16 protein-coding genes are annotated in these 15,988 nt (G+C 62.2%); 7 read left to right on the top strand and 9 right to left on the bottom strand.

The genetic code is table 11. The features are described from left to right. Nucleotides 1–3: 3 nt before the first annotated feature. Both RMN73_RS06555 and RMN73_RS06560 read left to right on the top strand, forming a co-directional pair. Nucleotides 4–1,326 (top strand): 2-oxo acid dehydrogenase subunit E2, encoded by a 1,323-nt coding sequence (locus RMN73_RS06555; RefSeq protein WP_309602517.1) that lies wholly within the window; start codon nucleotides 4–6, stop codon nucleotides 1,324–1,326. Next, on the top strand, nucleotides 1,323–1,850 hold the full coding sequence (locus RMN73_RS06560) for a VOC family protein (RefSeq protein ID WP_309602518.1): 528 nt from the start codon (nucleotides 1,323–1,325) through the stop codon (nucleotides 1,848–1,850). The genes RMN73_RS06555 and RMN73_RS06560 overlap by 4 nt, the downstream gene beginning before the upstream one ends. A 4-nt stretch (nucleotides 1,851–1,854) precedes the next feature. On the opposite strand, the gene RMN73_RS06565 is transcribed toward RMN73_RS06560, so the two are convergent. The 4 genes from RMN73_RS06565 to RMN73_RS06580 are packed head-to-tail and all read right to left on the bottom strand — an operon-like array spanning nucleotide 1,855 to nucleotide 5,445. Continuing rightward, a complete protein-coding gene (locus tag RMN73_RS06565; RefSeq protein ID WP_309602519.1) occupies nucleotides 1,855–2,154 on the bottom strand; it encodes an antibiotic biosynthesis monooxygenase in 300 nt (99 codons plus the stop codon). Further along, the gene (locus tag RMN73_RS06570) at nucleotides 2,151–3,794 is read right to left on the bottom strand and encodes an AMP-binding protein (RefSeq protein ID WP_309602520.1); all 1,644 of its coding nucleotides are present in this window, start codon (nucleotides 3,792–3,794) and stop codon (nucleotides 2,151–2,153) included. The genes RMN73_RS06565 and RMN73_RS06570 overlap by 4 nt, the downstream gene beginning before the upstream one ends. Then, entirely contained in the window at nucleotides 3,791–4,081 is a 291-nt protein-coding gene (locus tag RMN73_RS06575) for an antibiotic biosynthesis monooxygenase (RefSeq protein ID WP_309602521.1), read from the bottom strand. The genes RMN73_RS06570 and RMN73_RS06575 overlap by 4 nt, the downstream gene beginning before the upstream one ends. An 11-nt stretch (nucleotides 4,082–4,092) precedes the next feature. After that, nucleotides 4,093–5,445: an aromatic ring-hydroxylating dioxygenase subunit alpha gene (locus RMN73_RS06580; protein WP_309602522.1), complete on the bottom strand. Its 1,353-nt coding sequence runs from the start codon at nucleotides 5,443–5,445 to the stop codon at nucleotides 4,093–4,095. Nucleotides 5,446–5,832: 387 nt separating this feature from the next. On the opposite strand from RMN73_RS06580, the gene RMN73_RS06585 reads away from it, so the two are divergent. Together RMN73_RS06585 and RMN73_RS06590 are read left to right on the top strand one after the other, a co-directional pair. Beyond that, a complete protein-coding gene (locus RMN73_RS06585) occupies nucleotides 5,833–8,196 on the top strand; it encodes a TonB-dependent receptor (protein WP_309602523.1) in 2,364 nt (787 codons plus the stop codon). 41 nt (nucleotides 8,197–8,237) lie between these two features. Beyond that, a complete protein-coding gene (locus tag RMN73_RS06590; RefSeq protein WP_309602524.1) occupies nucleotides 8,238–10,085 on the top strand; it encodes a PQQ-binding-like beta-propeller repeat protein in 1,848 nt (615 codons plus the stop codon). Here RMN73_RS06590 and RMN73_RS06595 read toward each other — a convergent pair whose 3' ends face one another. From RMN73_RS06595 to RMN73_RS06605, 3 genes are read right to left on the bottom strand one after another with little or no spacing between them, the layout of a single operon-like run. After that, nucleotides 10,086–10,643, bottom strand: coding sequence for a carboxymuconolactone decarboxylase family protein (locus RMN73_RS06595; protein ID WP_309602525.1), 558 nt, complete (start codon nucleotides 10,641–10,643; stop codon nucleotides 10,086–10,088). A gap of 18 nt (nucleotides 10,644–10,661) precedes the next feature. Continuing rightward, a complete protein-coding gene (locus RMN73_RS06600) occupies nucleotides 10,662–11,570 on the bottom strand; it encodes an SDR family oxidoreductase (RefSeq protein ID WP_309602526.1) in 909 nt (302 codons plus the stop codon). After that, the gene (locus tag RMN73_RS06605) at nucleotides 11,570–12,781 is read right to left on the bottom strand and encodes an SRPBCC family protein (protein ID WP_309602527.1); all 1,212 of its coding nucleotides are present in this window, start codon (nucleotides 12,779–12,781) and stop codon (nucleotides 11,570–11,572) included. Before RMN73_RS06605 ends, RMN73_RS06600 begins: the two co-directional genes overlap by 1 nt. Before the next feature lie 120 nt (nucleotides 12,782–12,901). Between RMN73_RS06605 and RMN73_RS06610 the strand changes: the two genes are divergently transcribed. The 3 genes from RMN73_RS06610 to RMN73_RS06620 are packed head-to-tail and all read left to right on the top strand — an operon-like array spanning nucleotide 12,902 to nucleotide 15,015. Beyond that, nucleotides 12,902–14,062: an acyl-CoA dehydrogenase family protein gene (locus RMN73_RS06610; RefSeq protein ID WP_309602528.1), complete on the top strand. Its 1,161-nt coding sequence runs from the start codon at nucleotides 12,902–12,904 to the stop codon at nucleotides 14,060–14,062. A 15-nt stretch (nucleotides 14,063–14,077) separates the two neighbouring features. Then, on the top strand, nucleotides 14,078–14,380 hold the full coding sequence (locus tag RMN73_RS06615; RefSeq protein WP_309602529.1) for a Rieske 2Fe-2S domain-containing protein: 303 nt from the start codon (nucleotides 14,078–14,080) through the stop codon (nucleotides 14,378–14,380). Beyond that, nucleotides 14,377–15,015: an NAD(P)H-dependent oxidoreductase gene (locus tag RMN73_RS06620; protein WP_309602530.1), complete on the top strand. Its 639-nt coding sequence runs from the start codon at nucleotides 14,377–14,379 to the stop codon at nucleotides 15,013–15,015. Before RMN73_RS06615 ends, RMN73_RS06620 begins: the two co-directional genes overlap by 4 nt. Here the strand turns inward: RMN73_RS06620 and RMN73_RS06625 are convergent. Both RMN73_RS06625 and RMN73_RS06630 read right to left on the bottom strand, forming a co-directional pair. Then, nucleotides 14,987–15,442, bottom strand: coding sequence for a MaoC/PaaZ C-terminal domain-containing protein (locus RMN73_RS06625; protein WP_309602531.1), 456 nt, complete (start codon nucleotides 15,440–15,442; stop codon nucleotides 14,987–14,989). The two genes, RMN73_RS06620 and RMN73_RS06625, sit on opposite strands and share 29 nt — an antisense overlap. Beyond that, nucleotides 15,439–15,981, bottom strand: coding sequence for a nuclear transport factor 2 family protein (locus RMN73_RS06630; protein ID WP_309602532.1), 543 nt, complete (start codon nucleotides 15,979–15,981; stop codon nucleotides 15,439–15,441). The genes RMN73_RS06625 and RMN73_RS06630 overlap by 4 nt, the downstream gene beginning before the upstream one ends. Between the last annotated feature and the right edge of the window lie 7 nt (nucleotides 15,982–15,988).

Genomic DNA, 15,988 nt, shown 5'->3' on the forward strand with positions numbered 1-15,988 from the left:
ACCATGCCTAAATGGGGCATTGAAATGTCCGAGGGAATGATTGGCGGGTGGATGGTCAGCGAAGGGCAGGACTTCGTGCGCGGTGCCGTGCTGACCCTGATCGAAACAGACAAGATCACCAATGAGGTTGAGGCCGAGGCCGACGGGCGATTTGTGCGGATTTTGGCACAGGCGGGGGAGACGCTACCGGTCGGCGCATTGCTGGCCGTATTTGGCGAGGCGGGCGACGACGCGGCAGCGATCGATGCATTCATCGCCGCCTTCCGGCCCGCCGATGCCAGCATGGCGGCCGACCAGGATGAACCGACCGCGCCGGTCGTGGTCGAAGCCGCACCGAGCGTGGCGCCGATCCCCGACAGTGTCGCGATCAGCCCCGCCGCCCGCGCCCGCGCCGAGCAGGAGGGCGTTGACGTCAGCGCCGTCAGCGGCACCGGGCGGGGCGGGCGAATCATGCTCCAGGACATTGATCAGGCGCTTCGTCCGGCCGCGGTATTGACGTTGGTCGGGGCGTATCCGGTCACGGCGCCGGGAATGGCCTTCGCCTCACCGATGGCGCGGCGGCTGGCGGCGCGTCACGCGGTCGATCTGGATGGGCTGACCGGAACCGGGCCACGGGGCCGGATTTGCAAGGATGACGTGCTCGCGCGGGCGAAACCGCAAGCTGGCGGAGTCGAGGTCATTGCGATGACTCCGATGCGCAAGGCGATTGCACGGCGCCTGACCGAGGCCAAGCAGCAGATCCCGCATTTCTATCTGCGCCGCCGGGTCCGCGCCGATCGGCTGCTTGTGCTGCGCGAAGCGGCGGGCAAAGTGGCTAGCGTCAACGATTATCTGGTGCGGGCGGTGGCGCTGGCCTTGGTCGAGGTGCCGGGGGTCAACATCCAGGTGCACGGAACGGACGTGCACCGTTTTGCAAATGCCGATATCGCCATTGCGGTGGCGACCGGGAAGGGCTTGCTGACCCCGGTTCTGCGTGGTGCCGAGCAGATGACGTTGACCGAGATCGGCGAGGTCGTCGCTGATCTTGCTGCACGGGCGCGGGCAGGCAAATTGAGACAGGATGAGATTGAGGGCGGCAGTTTTTCCCTGTCCAACCTCGGCCCCTATGGAGTCGAGCAATTCGACGCGATCATCAACCCGCCGCAGGGGGCCATTTTGGCGGTCGGTGCGGCTCGGCCCGAACCGATCGACGATGATGGCGCCATTCGCATCGTGCCGGTGCTGCACCTTTCCCTGAGTTGCGATCATCGCGCGATTGACGGGGCCGATGGCGCGCGGTTCCTGGGGGCTTTGTCGGCCCTGATCGAACATCCGGAGCGCCTGTGATCCTGCCCGGCGCCTCGATCGTGCAAATGGCGTGGGTGGTCGATGACCTCGAGGCCGCAGCCGAGCGCCTGTCCCATGCGCTTCAGTGCGGACCGTTTTTGATGAACCGTCACATCCAGCTGACCGATCCGCACCATCGCGGCCGGCCACAGCGGACCGATTTCTCGCTTGCCCTGGCGCAGGCCGGCGATGTCCAGATCGAGCTGGTGCAGCAGCACGACGACACGCCGTCAGTCTATCGCGATGCGTTTCCCGATGGGCCGCCGGACGGGATGGCGTTCCACCATGTCGCGGTGATCGTCGCCGACGTTGCGCTAGAAACGGCGCGCTACAACGCCCTCGGCTTCGCCACTGGATCGAGCGGCCGGTTCGGCGATGTTGATTTCACTTATGTCGACACGCGCGGCGCTGGCGGTTTCATGGTCGAAGTGTTGCCCGACAGCGATACCATCAACCGCTTCTTCGGCGCCGTCAGACGCGCCGCCGAAGAATGGGACGGGCAAACCGCCTGGCGCGAGATGTAATCGATCAACCGTGCGATTTGTAGAAACCGAGTTCCATCTCTGACGCCAGGCACTCAAGGATCGGCGGCACCAGCCGGTCGTGGAAATCAATCCCCATGTGATGGTCGAACGCGGCTTGGTCGGTGAAGGTCGCGACGCAGTGAAACACATCGGGGTCATCGTCCGACTGCAGCAATTCATAGACCAAAGCGTCGGGCTCATGGGCCGCGACGAGGGCTTTCAATTCGGTCTGGAGGGCAATGAATTCGTCGCGCTTTTCGGGCTTGGTGACGAGCTTGGCGATGAACGATCGGGCAATGGTCATGCAGTGGCTTTCTGTTGGTCCAGCTCGGCAACCAGGCGGTCGCGAAGGCGGAATTTCTGGATCTTGCTGGTCGACATCGGCCATTCGCTGACGAAGCGGACATGATGCGGAATCTTGAAGCGTGCGATCCTGCCGTCGCAATGCGCAATCAATTCATCCGCACTCGCCGTTGCACCCGGCGCGAGCTCGACGAACGCCGCCGGAATCTCGACATAGCGCGGGTGGGGGACACCAACGACTTGCGCCAGTTTGACGGCGGGGTGTGACTGGATCGCCGCTTCGATTTCGGCCGCCGCGACATTCTCACCGCCGACCTTGAGCATGTCCTTGGTGCGGCCATGAAACATGATCTGGCCGTCGGCATCGAACGAACCGATGTCGCCGGTATGGAGCCAGCCGTCGCGAATGCTTTCAGCGGTTTTCTCGGCCGCATTATAATAACCGGCGAGCATGTTCGGCCCGCGCGCAACGATTTCTCCCTGCGTGCCGGTGGCGCAGTCGGCGCCGGTCTCCGGGTCGACGATCTTCACTTCCCAGTCGGCCAGCGGAACGCCGAGACGGGTGGTGCGCGCTTCATAGGGATCGTCGGGTCGGCTGGTGCAGATCGTCCCCGATCCTTCGGTCAGGCCGTAGGTCCCGACCTGGACCGCGTGGGGCATGGCCGCACTCATGCGATCCTTGATCCACGCCGGCTGGACCGCGAAATTGCTGTTCATCAGTCGGACGCTCGACAAATCGGTGTCGGCAAAGCGCGGATGCTCGATCAAATCCTGCATGATCGTCACGAAGCACGGATAAGCGTGGGTCGCTTTCTCTCGCTCGAGCATCTGCAGCGCAACGCCGGCGTCAAAGGTCGGGATGGTAAGGTACGTGCCGCAGCGGTCAATCGCCGCTACCAACGGCAAGATCCCGGCAATATGGAAGATCGGCAGCGGCGACCAGAAGCGGTCGCCCCGCTGCATTTCGTAACGATCGGCGAGGTTGCGACTGTTACCGACGATTCCTCGATGGCGAACCAGGCAGCCCTTCGGATTGGCAGTCGTTCCCGAGGTGTAGAGAATCAATCCGATCGACTGCGGATCGATGTCGTCGATGCGGCGATCGATTTCCGACTCGTCGATGGCGGTGCTGCGGTCATACGCTTTGGCCTTGGCCAGCAGCCCCGCCTCGCACGGCTCGTCGATGCAGATGATCTGGCGCAGTCGCGGGGCCTCGGGCAGGTCCAGCGCCGATGCATCGGCCTGCCCGGCTAGTGACGGCAGCGCCTGATGCAGGCGGTCGGCGAAATCGAGGCTGTCGGCGACCTTGCCGGTGGTGGCCAGGACGACGAGGTCGGCATCCTTGACGAGATAGGCCAGTTCGCCCGGCTGGTAGCGGGCATTGACCGGGACGGCGACCGCGCCGGCCATGGCGATGCCGAACAATAGTTCGACGAATTCGGGGCGGGTGGTCAGCAAAATGCCGACATGCTCGCCCGGCTGAACGCCAAGGCCGATCAGCGTGCGGGCCCATGACCGGGCCGCGATGTTCACGTCGCTGTAAGACTGGCGGCTGTCTGGAAACACCAGAGCATCGACGTCCTTAGCCCCGGCTGCGCTGTCACGCAGCAAGGCGCCCAGGGTCAGCGGCCGGTTGGTCATGCGGTAACGTCGTGCAGCATTTCGCGCACATAAGTGCCGTCGATGCATTCGATCATCTGCGCGATGATCGGCGCGCTTGCGGGATTGGCCTGATGTGCCTGGTCGCCATCGGCGTCGACGAAACTTTCGAACACGCCGAACATGTGCGGATCGTCGAGACGGTAGAATTTGTACGCCAGGGTCGCCGGTTCAGCTGCGGCATTGGCTTCCATTTGGGGGATCAGCGCGACGAACTCGGCGTCCCGCTCGGGCTTGACCCGGAAGCGCGACAGGAAGGTAAAAGCCATGAACTATGCTCCTAAACGGCATCGCCGAGATGGCGATCGAGTTCGGCGTGAAAGTGGCGCAGGCGCCCTTCCTGATAACTCCACAGCGGCCCCTTGAAGCCGCGCGAATGGGCACCTTGCTGGACGATCGGGAGCAGTTCCGAATCCTGGTCGAGGACTTCGCCAAGTTCGGGCGCTACCCCCAGCGGCACATGCACGACATCCGGCCGGATCATGCCGGTGGTGTCGACATCCTCGCTCAGCCCCATCCACGCCGGTGCGCGATAGCCCGGGGCATCGAGGTGCCGGAACAGGATGATGTTATCATAGGTAAAGCGCTCGGGATCGGTCGGATGCGGCAGGAAGCGGTGGATAAACAATGCTTCGGGGTGGCAGCCGATCTGGACGTTGGGAAAGATGCCGTAAATCGTGCTGTCGGACAATTGCGTGTCGGAAAACCGGTCATAGTCGAGGCCGTAGTCGGCGGCACGCTTGCGTTTCGCAGCCTGGATCGCGGCGCGGCTGTCCCTGGCGGTGCCATCGAATGTTGCCGGGTCGATCCCGGCATCGGCGAGCATCATCTGGATACCGGGATTGACCGTTTCCTGATCGGGGAAGCGCGGTGACGGCTGGGCGAAGGGGACGAACTGTCGGCTCATGCCATTGGGATAGACGTCGATCTGCGTTCGATCGTCCATCACGCACTGGGTTTGGGGATGGACCGAATGGAGGTGGTAGAGCTCGTAAAATGCATCGACCCCACCCTTCCAGTTGGCGGCCCATTCGGACCGTTTGTGATGGATCACGTTCATCGATGCCGGATCATATAATTCGATATGGTCCGCGACGGGGCCGAGCCATTCGGCAAGCGGCGGCGCATCGGGGTCCATCGAGATGAACACGAGCCCCGCCGCGCTTTCGCACCGCACACTGGTCAGGTCGGTGCCATGACACAGCACGTCGGGATCGAACGTTTCTTGGTCGGTGATCTTCACATTCGTTCCGTCGAGCGCGAATTGCCAGCTGTGGAACGGGCAGGTGAATTGATCGACTGTGCCGAATTCCGAAAGCGCGATTCGGCTGCCGCGATGCGGGCAGACATTGTAATGCGCCTTGAACTTATTGTCGGTGTCACGGACGACGATGAAGCTTTCGGTCATGATGTCGAAGCGGACGAAATCGCCGGGTTCGCGAAGGTCGGCGGCGACCGCAGCAAGAAGCCAGGTCTTGGTCCACATCCGTTCCCACTCCGCCGCCTTGAAAGCGGGATCGTAAAAGCGCGACGGGTCGGGACGGGCGGTACCATTATCAATCTCGGGTGCGCGATCGTTGAATGGGTGAGGCGTTCCGATGTGAATGTCCCAGCCACGGAATCCGAATGTCATTTCGACTCTCCTTAAAGCCACACTAGCGCACTAACAAAAACAAGCATGACTGTTTTTCACGAATCAGCGTTCGTTGCCGCAAGACAAAGTGCAGACTGGCCATCTGACCCGTTCCGGCGGCTCGTCGCCAGCCTAGATCGGAATCAGAAAAAAACAAACATGATTGATTGTTATTAAAACCTGTGTCAGCTTCGATTGATGGTTCCCGCGTGGGGGCTCGGGCGGACATCGTGCGAAGACACGGTGACGATGAAGGGGAGGATACCGATGGCATTCCATCGTTTGTTAGGATCGTGCGCGGTTTTGGCGCTTGCAACATCAATCTCGGCGCCCGCGCTAGCGCAGGACGTCGCTCCCGCTCCTTCGGTGGAAGCACCGCCGGCAGCAGTGGAACCGCCCGCGGCGGCTGCTCCAGCATCGCAAGGGCTCGACGAAATCGTCATCACCGCCACGCGGCGCGAAACCAAGCTGCAGCGTACGCCGGTCGCGGTGTCGGTGATCGACCAGAACCTTATCCTGCAGGCGAGCCCTGACAACATCGGCGATCTCGCGCTGTACGTGCCCAATTTTTCGGCCGAGACGATTACCGGTTTCAACGCCGCCAGTTTCGCCATGCGCGGCGTCGGCCAGAACAACATCATCGTCTATTTTGAGCCACCGGTCGTCGTGCTGGTGGATGACTTCGTGGTGCCATCGGTACAAACCCAGCTGCTCGACACGTTCGACGTGGCACAGGTCGAAGTGCTGCGCGGGCCGCAGGGTACGCTGTTCGGCAAGAACTCGTCGGGCGGCGCGGTCACGGTGCGCACAAGACGACCGGAGCTGGAAAAGTTCTTTGCTGCGGGCGAAGTAAGCCTTGGCGATTTCAACACCCGCACGGCCAAGGCCGCAGTCAATATCCCGCTCGGTCCGATTGCCGCCTTGCGGCTGGTCGGCGGCTTCGAGAAGAGCGACGGCTATTACAAGAATAACGCCTGCTACGGGCCGGTTTTCGGTTTCGTCCCCTCGAAATATGACGGCGTTCAAGGGTGCCTTGACGACGGTCGAGTCGGCGGCAAAAAAGTGTTCAACGCACGCGCCAAATTATTGCTCGAACCGACCGAGAATTTGAGGGCACTGTTCCAGTATGAAATCCTTCGCGACCGGTCCGACACGGTGCCATCGGTCAACGAGAATAATCTTTACGAGGGCACGGTGCCATTCCTCACCGATTTGCTCGGGCTGACGAACCCCGACCCGAGCAGCGATCCGCTCAACAATTCCGGGATCACGCTGCGCAACGGCGCGTTCCAGCGCGACAAGCAGCGCATCAATGTCGACGGACTCTACGCCAACATCGATTATAATTTCGAGTTCGGCAAACTGACGTCGGTCACTGGCTGGCGCAAGCAGACGTCGCGACTGCCCAACTCCTATGCCGGCGTAACGGCGGTTGCGCCCGACGGCGATCGGCTGTCGGTGTTCGACGCCTCACGCGACGACGATCGCAAGACAGTCCAGCAGGAACTTCGATTCGCCAGCAACTTGAAGGGGCCGTTCGATTTCGTTGCCGGGGCGTTCTACCAGCATGACACGGTCGACTTTTGCGTTTCGCAATTGCTCGGCTTCCTCGATCTCGTCTCGGGCCCGCTGCCGTTCGGGAATTGGAACGATACGCCCTACATTCTCTGCAATGCGCAAAAGGCACGATCGACTGCCTTGTTTGCCGAGGGTAATTACAAGATTACGGATCGGCTGACGCTGACCGCTGGTCTTCGTCAGACGTGGGACAGCAAGGTTTGGCGGGGGCGCCAACAGACCTTCATTCCGGCGCTCAACGGTGGTTTTGATTTTGGTATCAACATCGATGAGCCGCTCGATGCGAGCGTCTACAATTTCCCAGCCGGCGTGATCAAAGTGAAGAACAAGACCAAGCGGCTGACCTACCGGTTGAGCCTAGGCTATCAGGCGGCCGACAATATCTTCCTCTATGCGACCCATGCCACCGGCTATAAGGGCGGCGGCTTTAACGACCAGATCGGCGGGTTTGCCCCGTTCGGCGCGGATCTCGACGCCTTTCGCGAGGCGGCCCAGGCCACCAAGCCAGAAACGGCGAGCAGCTTTGAAGCGGGGATCAAGTCGGATTTTCTCGATCGCCGTCTCCGCGCGAACCTGACCGCTTTCTATGTCAAATATTCGGACCTTCAGAAGCAGCTCAACGTGCCACTGGTGGTTAATGGCCAGCCCAACCAGGTGACGATTTTCGTCAACGCGGCGTCGGCGACGGTCAAGGGCATTGAGGCCGAACTGACGGCCAAGCCGGTGGACAATCTGACGCTTCGCGGGATCCTCGGATACCAAGACGCGAAATATGATAAATATTCCGCGCCGGATGCCGGCTATGATCTTGCATCCTCGCCACTCGATCGCGCGCCGAAGTGGCAATGGACATTGGCGGCAAATTATCTCGTGCCGCTTGGCCGACATAAACTGACCCTTGACGGTAGCATCGCCTATCAGAGCCGCAACCTGTTCACCCAGTCGATCACCGATCCGCTCGGGAACACGTATCTCAACGCCCGGACCCTGGTCGATGCGTCGATCACCTTGGCCGAAACCGATGATCAATATTATGTGCGATTGGTCGGCCAGAACTTGACCGATGAACGGTATCGGACGGCCTCTCAAAACGTGGCGGGGCTATGGCTTAACAGCCAGTTCGGGCCGCCGCGCTTCTTTGGCGTACAGGCCGGTTTCAAGATCGGTCGCTGATGATGGGCGCGGTCTGGTGGCGTCGACTAACGCTGATCGCCATGGCCTCGCTCGTATCGTGTAGCGTCCCCAAATCGGAAAATAAGGAAGCGGACGGGCGGGTCCAGTCGCGCGACGAATTCCAGACGCGAATCGGCACGGCAATCGATCCCGACAAGCATCCGGGTAAGGCCCTGTTCGCGGCCAATTGCGCCGGATGTCACGAAGGCGGCGTGCCGAAAGCGCCAAATACGATCTGGCTCGAAATGATGTCGCCCGATGCCATCCTCGGTGCCATGAACGGCGGGATCATGAGCCAGCAGGCATCGCGGCTTGCGCCCGCCGAGCGCGTGCAGATCGCCGAATATCTCGCCCGCGTCAGCCTTGCCGATTATCGCCCACCTGCGCCGCCGCCGCGCTGCGACAGCCCGACGCTCGCGGGCGGTGCTCCGCCCGCAAAGGTTGGTTGGGGGCATGACAATCGCCGGTTTGTGCCAGCCGCCGTGGCGGGGCTGAGCGCCGCCCAGGTGCCCGCGCTCAAACTTAAATGGGCGTTCGCTTATCCGGCGGCAGTCCGCGCCCGGTCGCAGCCATCGATCGGCTGGGGTACGATCTTTGTCGGCGGCCATGACGGCACGCTTTATGCGTTCGACCTCGCCACGGGCTGCACGCGCTGGACGAGCCGGATGTCGGCCGAGGTGCGCACCGCGATCGTCGCCGACCCTGCGACCAAACGGCTATACTTCGGCGATATATTGGGCCGCGCATATGCGGTCGATGCGCTGACCGGCGCCAAGCTGTGGAGTGTCAAGCTCGACAATCATCCCAACGCCACCATCACCGGCTCACCGACGCTTGGCGGGGGACTATTATTCGTCCCGATATCGTCGCTCGAAGTGACTGCGGCGGCCGATCCAAAATATGCCTGTTGCACCTTCCGCGGCTCGGTGGTCGCGCTCGATCCTGCGACCGGCGCGCGCCGGTGGCAGGCATTTACCGTGCCGCAACCGGCCACGAGCCAGGGCAAGACGGCCGTCGGCACCGACATCCTCGGACCATCGGGCGCGCCGGTGTGGAACAGCCCGACCTATGACCCAAAGCGCAATCGCGTCTATTTCGGGTCGGGCGAGAATTATTCGTCGCCGGCCGACGGGAATAGCGATGCCGTGATTGCGGTCGACGCCAAGAGCGGGAAGCGACTGTGGGTTACCTCGCTGACCAAAGGCGACGCATGGAACGTTGGCTGCATGGTCGGTAATGACAATTGCCCGAAGGAAAATGGCCCCGATCTCGATGTGGCGGCGTCGCCGTTGCTGATCGACGATGGCGGCCGCAGTTTCCTGGTCGCGGGCCAGAAGTCGGGGGTCGCGCATGGTCTCGATCTCGATTCGGGCAAGATCCTGTGGCGCACCCGGCTCGGTCATGGTGGGACCCAGGGCGGCGTCCATTTCGGGATGGCGGCCGAGGGGCGGTCGGTGTTCGTCCCGATCAACGACATGGCCGACACGCATGACGGTCGCAAATATGACGCCCGGATTGCCGGTCCGGGGCTGCACGCCATCGACGCTGCTAATGGCCGAATCCTGTGGCGCGCAATCGCCAAGAACAATTGCAACGGCCTGCCCAATTGCGACCCGGGGGTCAGTGCGGCGGTGACCGCCATCCCCGGCGTCGTGTTCGCCGGTCATCTCGACGGGCAATTTCGGGCTTATGACGCGCGCAACGGTAAAGTGGTCTGGTCGTACGACACCCGACGCCCTGTCAAAACGGTCAGTGGGGCCGAGGGCAAGGGCGGCGGAATGAGCGGCCCGGGCGCGGCAATCGCGGGCGGCTATGTCGTCGTCAATTCAGGCTATGGGCTATATTACCATATGCCGGGCAATGTATTGCTGGTGTTCGCGCCGGGCTGATCAGGCTGGCGATAGAGGGCAAACGGCTTCTTTTTCGACCAGTTCGAGGACAAATGCCATCTTGGCCATGCCGCCGATGAACCCGGCGACCACCGCCAACTCGCAAATCTGCGCGGCATCGAAATGGCGGCGCAGGCGGGCATGGAGATCGGCGCTCATCCGGCCCTCCCCATTGGTCATCACCATCTGGTCAGCGAAGTCGAGCACATCGCGTTCGGCATCGCTGAAACTGGACCGGTCGCCCTCGATCGAGGCGATCGCTTCGTCCGAAAAACCGGCAGCGCGGGTGCCGACGACATTCTGCAAGTTACAGCTGCGGCAGCCATGGGCGAGGCTCAGTCGAAGGCGCAGCAATTGCTTGTAGCGCTCATTGACCCGGCCACCGAAGAAGATCCGACCGTAAAATTGGTTCATCACTAGGTCGAGCAGTTCGGGCGCCGCGGCCATGGCCTCGATGAACGCCGGCTCGCCGGTCAGGCCGTTGAGCATATCCCAGGCCGCCCCGGCCTCCGGGGACAATTGGTCGCGCGGCGTGCGCTCCAGGACGGTGTTCGCCATCGCTTCGGCTCCTGTCAGTCAGGCGCCGCCGGGCACCTTGAAATAATCGGGCATGCCGCCGGGCCAGACAACGCCCCATTGCGCCATCCCGCCGTCGATCGTGATCACTTCGCCGGTCACGAAATTGCCGCTCCCGGCAGTCAGATAGACCACACCCTCGGCCACGTCCCAGCCGTTGCCAAGCCGCTTCATCGGATTAGCTTCATGGAAGCGCGCCAGCGCTTCGGGCGGGTAGATCGCGAAGCCCTCGGTTTCGATCGTTCCCGGCGCAATGCAATTGACGCGTATATTATGCGGCGCCCATTCGGTCGCCAGCGTCTTCGACAGATAGATTACCCCGGCGCGCGCGGCACAGCTGTGCGCCGCCTGCGGCATGCCACGCTCGACATTGGCGACGATGTTGATGATCCCGCCCTGCTGGCCCTTGTCCTGCCAGCGCTTGGCTGCCTCCTGCATCATCCACCAACTGCCGTTGAGGTTGAGATCGATCACCGCCAGCCAGCCCTTGCGACTGAAGTCGATCGCATCCTGCGGGAATTGGCCACCGGCATTGTTGACCACGCAATCGAGCTTCCCGAACCGACCCCACACCGCGTCGAACATTGCCTCGACCGCTTCGGGCTCGCGGATCGACATTGGCACCGTCATAATCTGGCGGCCGGTAGCGGACGCGATCGAATCGCGGACAATGTCAAGCTTGTCGGCTGTGCGGCCGCAAATCACGACCTCCGCGCCAAGCCGCGCGGCGAGGAATGCGGTTGCCTTGCCAATCCCGCTGCTGCCGCCGGAAATCAGCACGACTTGTCCGGCCAGCAAGTCGTCGCGATAGACCGTCGGCATCACCGCCAGTTCCGCGTTGGTCAGGCCGAACGGCGATTCGCCATCAGCCTTGGTCGCCGGGGAAATCTGGTCAGGGTGGCGGTTCATCAAGCCTCAACCCAATCCGCCAGCTTGGGTTCAACCAATAATTCCGCAGGCACCCGATTGAGACCGATCTTGCGGTCAAGTTCCTCGTGATAATGGTAGATCCGCCGCTCCTGGTAACACAGCTTGATCCCGGTGAAGCCGGCGCTGTCGAGCGATTCCTGGATTTGCGGCGCGAATTGCAAATCCTCGTCGAGAATCCGCTCGAAATTGGCGATTCGCTTGTCCCACAATTCGCTTCGCCCTTCGGGCCCGAACGGCGGGCTGAACCAGTGGCACTCGATCCGCATGGTGCGATCGGTCTTGGGCCAGAACACCAGCATCGGCATCCCCGTGGCCGACGGCGGCATGACGATATTGGGGAAGATATAATAGCTGACATTATTGAACCGCGGGATGTCGGTGACGGTCGGGATATCGGGCATGCCGATCGTCCCCGGGTCGACCCAGTCGGGGCGGCGGTTGGGGGTCGTCATCCGCGAATGACCACCCGGCCACAGGCTGATCGTGGTGCCGCGATGATCGAGGAAGCGGTCGACCGTATTCTGGTGGATCGACTTCAAATGATAGACTTCGAGGAAGGCGTCGAGCAGCACTTTGACGTTGCAGTCGACATCGTAACTGCGCGAGTCGACCAGGGTCAAGGTATCCGGCGCAAATTGCCGCAGTTCGCCCGCGAGCGGGCCGAGCGACGTGACCAGATCGGGCGCGTCATCATCTTCATTGATGAAAATCCATCCCCCGAATGCCTGGCAGGCGACCGGGATGAGGGAATGGCAAGCAAAGTCGAGCCCGACAAAGTCGCGCTTGTCGCGCACCGCCACCAATTGTCCGTCGAGCGTGTAGGTCCAGCCATGATAGCCGCAGACGAAGCCGCGATCATTGCCCTGGTCGGCCTTGACCAAAGGGCCGCCGCGATGGCGACACGTATTATAGAAAGCGCGCAACGCGCCGTCCAAATCCTTGAGCACGATGATCGGCGCCCCGGTGGCGCGGGTCAGGAACCAGCTTCCGGGTTCGGCCAGCTGATCGACATGGCCGGCATAAAGCCAGCTGCGCTTCCACAAACGCTCTTTTTCAAGCGCCAGGAAGGCGGGATCGGTGTAGCGACCGGCGGCAATTTCAGGGAGTTCGGGAAAGCCGTCGGGCGGTGCCTTGCGCGATGCCTCATAGGCCATCCCATCGCGGATCCGGTCGGTCGTTGCACTGTCCACTGGCCCTGCCTTCTTCAGCTCGCCGACAAGCTAGCTGCACAACCTCTAAAAAACAATCATGTTTGACTTTTTTATGGTCAACGTGAAAAGCTGTACGTACCTTCCAACATCGGAGCATCCATGGATTTCCGACTTTCCGACGACCAGCAAGAACTTCGTCGGGCGGCCCGCGACTTCGCCCGGGCAGAGCTTCCTGTGGTTGCCGCGGCGCTCGAACGCGACAACCAGCCACCGCCGCGCGACCTCATCCGACGTTATGGGCAAATGGGGTTTCTCGGGATCAATGTTCCCGAGGCGCTAGGCGGGCTGGGGCTGGGCAATCTCGACGCCCTCATTGTGCTCGAGGAATTTGCCAAGGTCAGTTCGGCGGTCGCCTTTCCGATATTTGAATCGATGGTCGGCCCGGTACGTGCCGTCGAGCGGTTCGCCAGCGAGAGCCTGAAGCAGCGGATCGTACCGCTGGTCTGCTCGGGCAAGATGATCGTCGCGGTCGCCATGTCCGAGCCGGACGCGGGCAGCGCGCTGACCGATTTGACCACCCGCGCGACTATCGATGGCGATCAGATCATCATCAATGGCACCAAGCGCTGGTGCTCGGGCGGCGGGCATAGCGACGCTTATGTCGTCTATTGCCGATTGTCCGACGATCCCGGTGCCAAAGGCATCGGCGCGGTTCTGGTCGAGAAGGACGCCCCTGGGCTGAGCTTCGGCCCGAACGAGCATCTGATGGGCTTTCGCGGCATTCCGTCGGCCGACCTCAACTTCGATCAATGCCGCGTCCCGATCGACAATCTGGTGGTTCCTGCGGGCGGCTTCAAACGGTTGATGGAGGCGTTCGATCTCGAGCGGTGCGGCAATGCGACGATGGCGCTCGGCCAGGCATCGGGGGCGCTGGAGGATATCCTGATCTATGTCGAGGAGCGCCGGCAGTTCGGTAAACAGCTGGCCGAATTCCAGGCGGTCCAGCTTAAGCTCGCCGAGATGCAGATGAAGGTCGAGGCAGCACGGCTGCTGATCTGGCGCGCGGCGGCCAATGCCGAAGACGGCCTGCCGAGCATTCTCGACAGCTCGCTCGGCAAATGTTTTGCCAACACCATCGCCCGCGAAGTGACCGGTGATGCCCTGCAATTGATGGGCGCCTATGGCTATTCGAAAGAGTTTCCGATGGAGCGGCGGTTCCGCGATTCGTGGGGGTGGGGCATCGCCGGGGGGGCGATCGATATCCAGAAGGTCAATATCGCCGGCGCGATGCTCGGCCGCCGCTTCGACCAGCGTCGTTAGACGATGGCGCGGGTGATGCTCGGGCCGCTCGACGATATACCCGACAATGGCAATCGCGCCTTTGAAGCGGCCGGCAAGCCGATCCTGGTGGCGCGCACGCCGATGGGGCTGTTCGCGGTCGGCGCCATCTGCAGCCACCAGCAGCAATTGCTCGAGGGCGCCAAGCAGAAGGCCTGTTTCATTTTCTGCCCGCTGCACGGCATCCGGTTCGACCTGCGCACTGGTAGTCCGGCCGGATCGCTGACCGACAAGCCGATCCCGACCTATGCCGTCGGCGTCGAGGAAGGCATATTGTGGGTAGATCCGGACGGACAATGATACGCGTGCTTCATGTTGTCGCCAGCCCGCGCGAGCGATCGCGGTCGGACGCGCTTGCCGCGATTGCGATTGCCGCGCTCGACCGGCCGCAGGTCACCCGGCTCGATCTGTGGCGCGAATTGCTTCCCGAGCTTGACGGCGAGACTGTCGAAGGGCGCTACAAACTGATCCATGGCGAACCGGTCGCGGCCGACGTGGAGCAGCGCTGGGCCGAGCTTCGCACAGTCGCGGACCGGGCGATGGCGCATGATTTGTGGCTGATCTCGACCCCGATGTGGAATTTCGGGCTGCCCTATCGGCTGAAGCATTGGATCGATTGCATCACCCATCCGGGCATGACGTTCACCAACGATGCCGCGGGCAATGTCACCGGTCTTGCTGCCGGGCGAAGCGCTTTGCTGATCGGGGCTGGCGCCCTCGACTTTGCCGACGCGGCACAGGAACAGGCACTCGATTTCCAGATGCGTTACCTCGACACCTGGCTTCGCTTCATCGGCATTTCCGACATCCATGTGGTGCGTGCAGCGCCCACTTTCGGCCTGCCCGAAACGGTCGATGCGGCGATGGACAATGCGGCGAACGAGCTTCGCCGGATCGCCGGGCTGATCAACCGGCGCGTCGATGAACGAGGTTGATCGACTTGAACGACAGGATGGTCTGGCCGTCGTCGTTGACCATTTCGTAAGCGGTGATTGCGGTCCCGCGGTCGCTGCGGCTGGTCGATGGCGTGAGCGTCAGGATGCGCGAGCTGACCCGCACCCGGTCGCCGCCACGAAGCGCGCGCTTCATCCGATAATCGTCGAACCCGATGCCACAGACGAAATCCACGTCGCTGTTGATGGTGTGATCCAACTGACGCCAGATGGCGAGCAGCTGGACTCCGCTGGCGATGACCTCGCCGAACACCGACTGTTTCGCGGCCTCGACATCGCTGTGAAACCATTGCGGATCATGTTCGCGGGCAAAGGCGACGATCTCATCCGTGGTGACGGTGCGCCAGTCGGACGTGCGCTCCTCGCCGACGACGAGATCCTCAAATTTGCGGGGCGGGCGGGCGATCATGGCCGATAGTCGCGCCAGCCCGGCAGGCCTTCGGGATAGTCCGCCGCCGCGGGGACAGCATAAGCGCGCATCCGGTCCTCCGCCCCGAGGATGCCCGGATAGTCGGCCAACGGCACATAATAAAGGAATGTCAGCTGACGATCCGCAATCCGCCATTGCCCGCCCACCCGTCGATATTCATCGGTGTAACGAAGCGCAGTCACCATCGGCGTATCGTTGCGATAAAGCTCGGCGTGGGCCGACAGCAGTCCGGTGGCCAAGTCGGGGTCGTCGCCGAAGCGGATCCAGTGATCGTGGCTAACATGGTTCGATGGTCCGAGCACCGCAAACCGCCCGCGATATTGTTCGACAATTGCGGCGCGTCCTTGCGCGTCCATCACCCCGTCACGCGACCATACGCGGGCATCGTCGGTGAACAGGTCGCCGACCGCGTCGAGGTCATGATCGTCGATCGCGAAACAGTAACGCGCGGCAAGCGCGCGGATCGCCAGTTCGGCTTCGATGCGGTCGATCCGCCGGTCGCTGTCCGCTTGATTCATGGCGTTA

The organism is Sphingomonas sp. (genome assembly GCF_031372575.1).
Taxonomy (GTDB): Bacteria; Pseudomonadota; Alphaproteobacteria; order Sphingomonadales; family Sphingomonadaceae; genus Sphingomicrobium.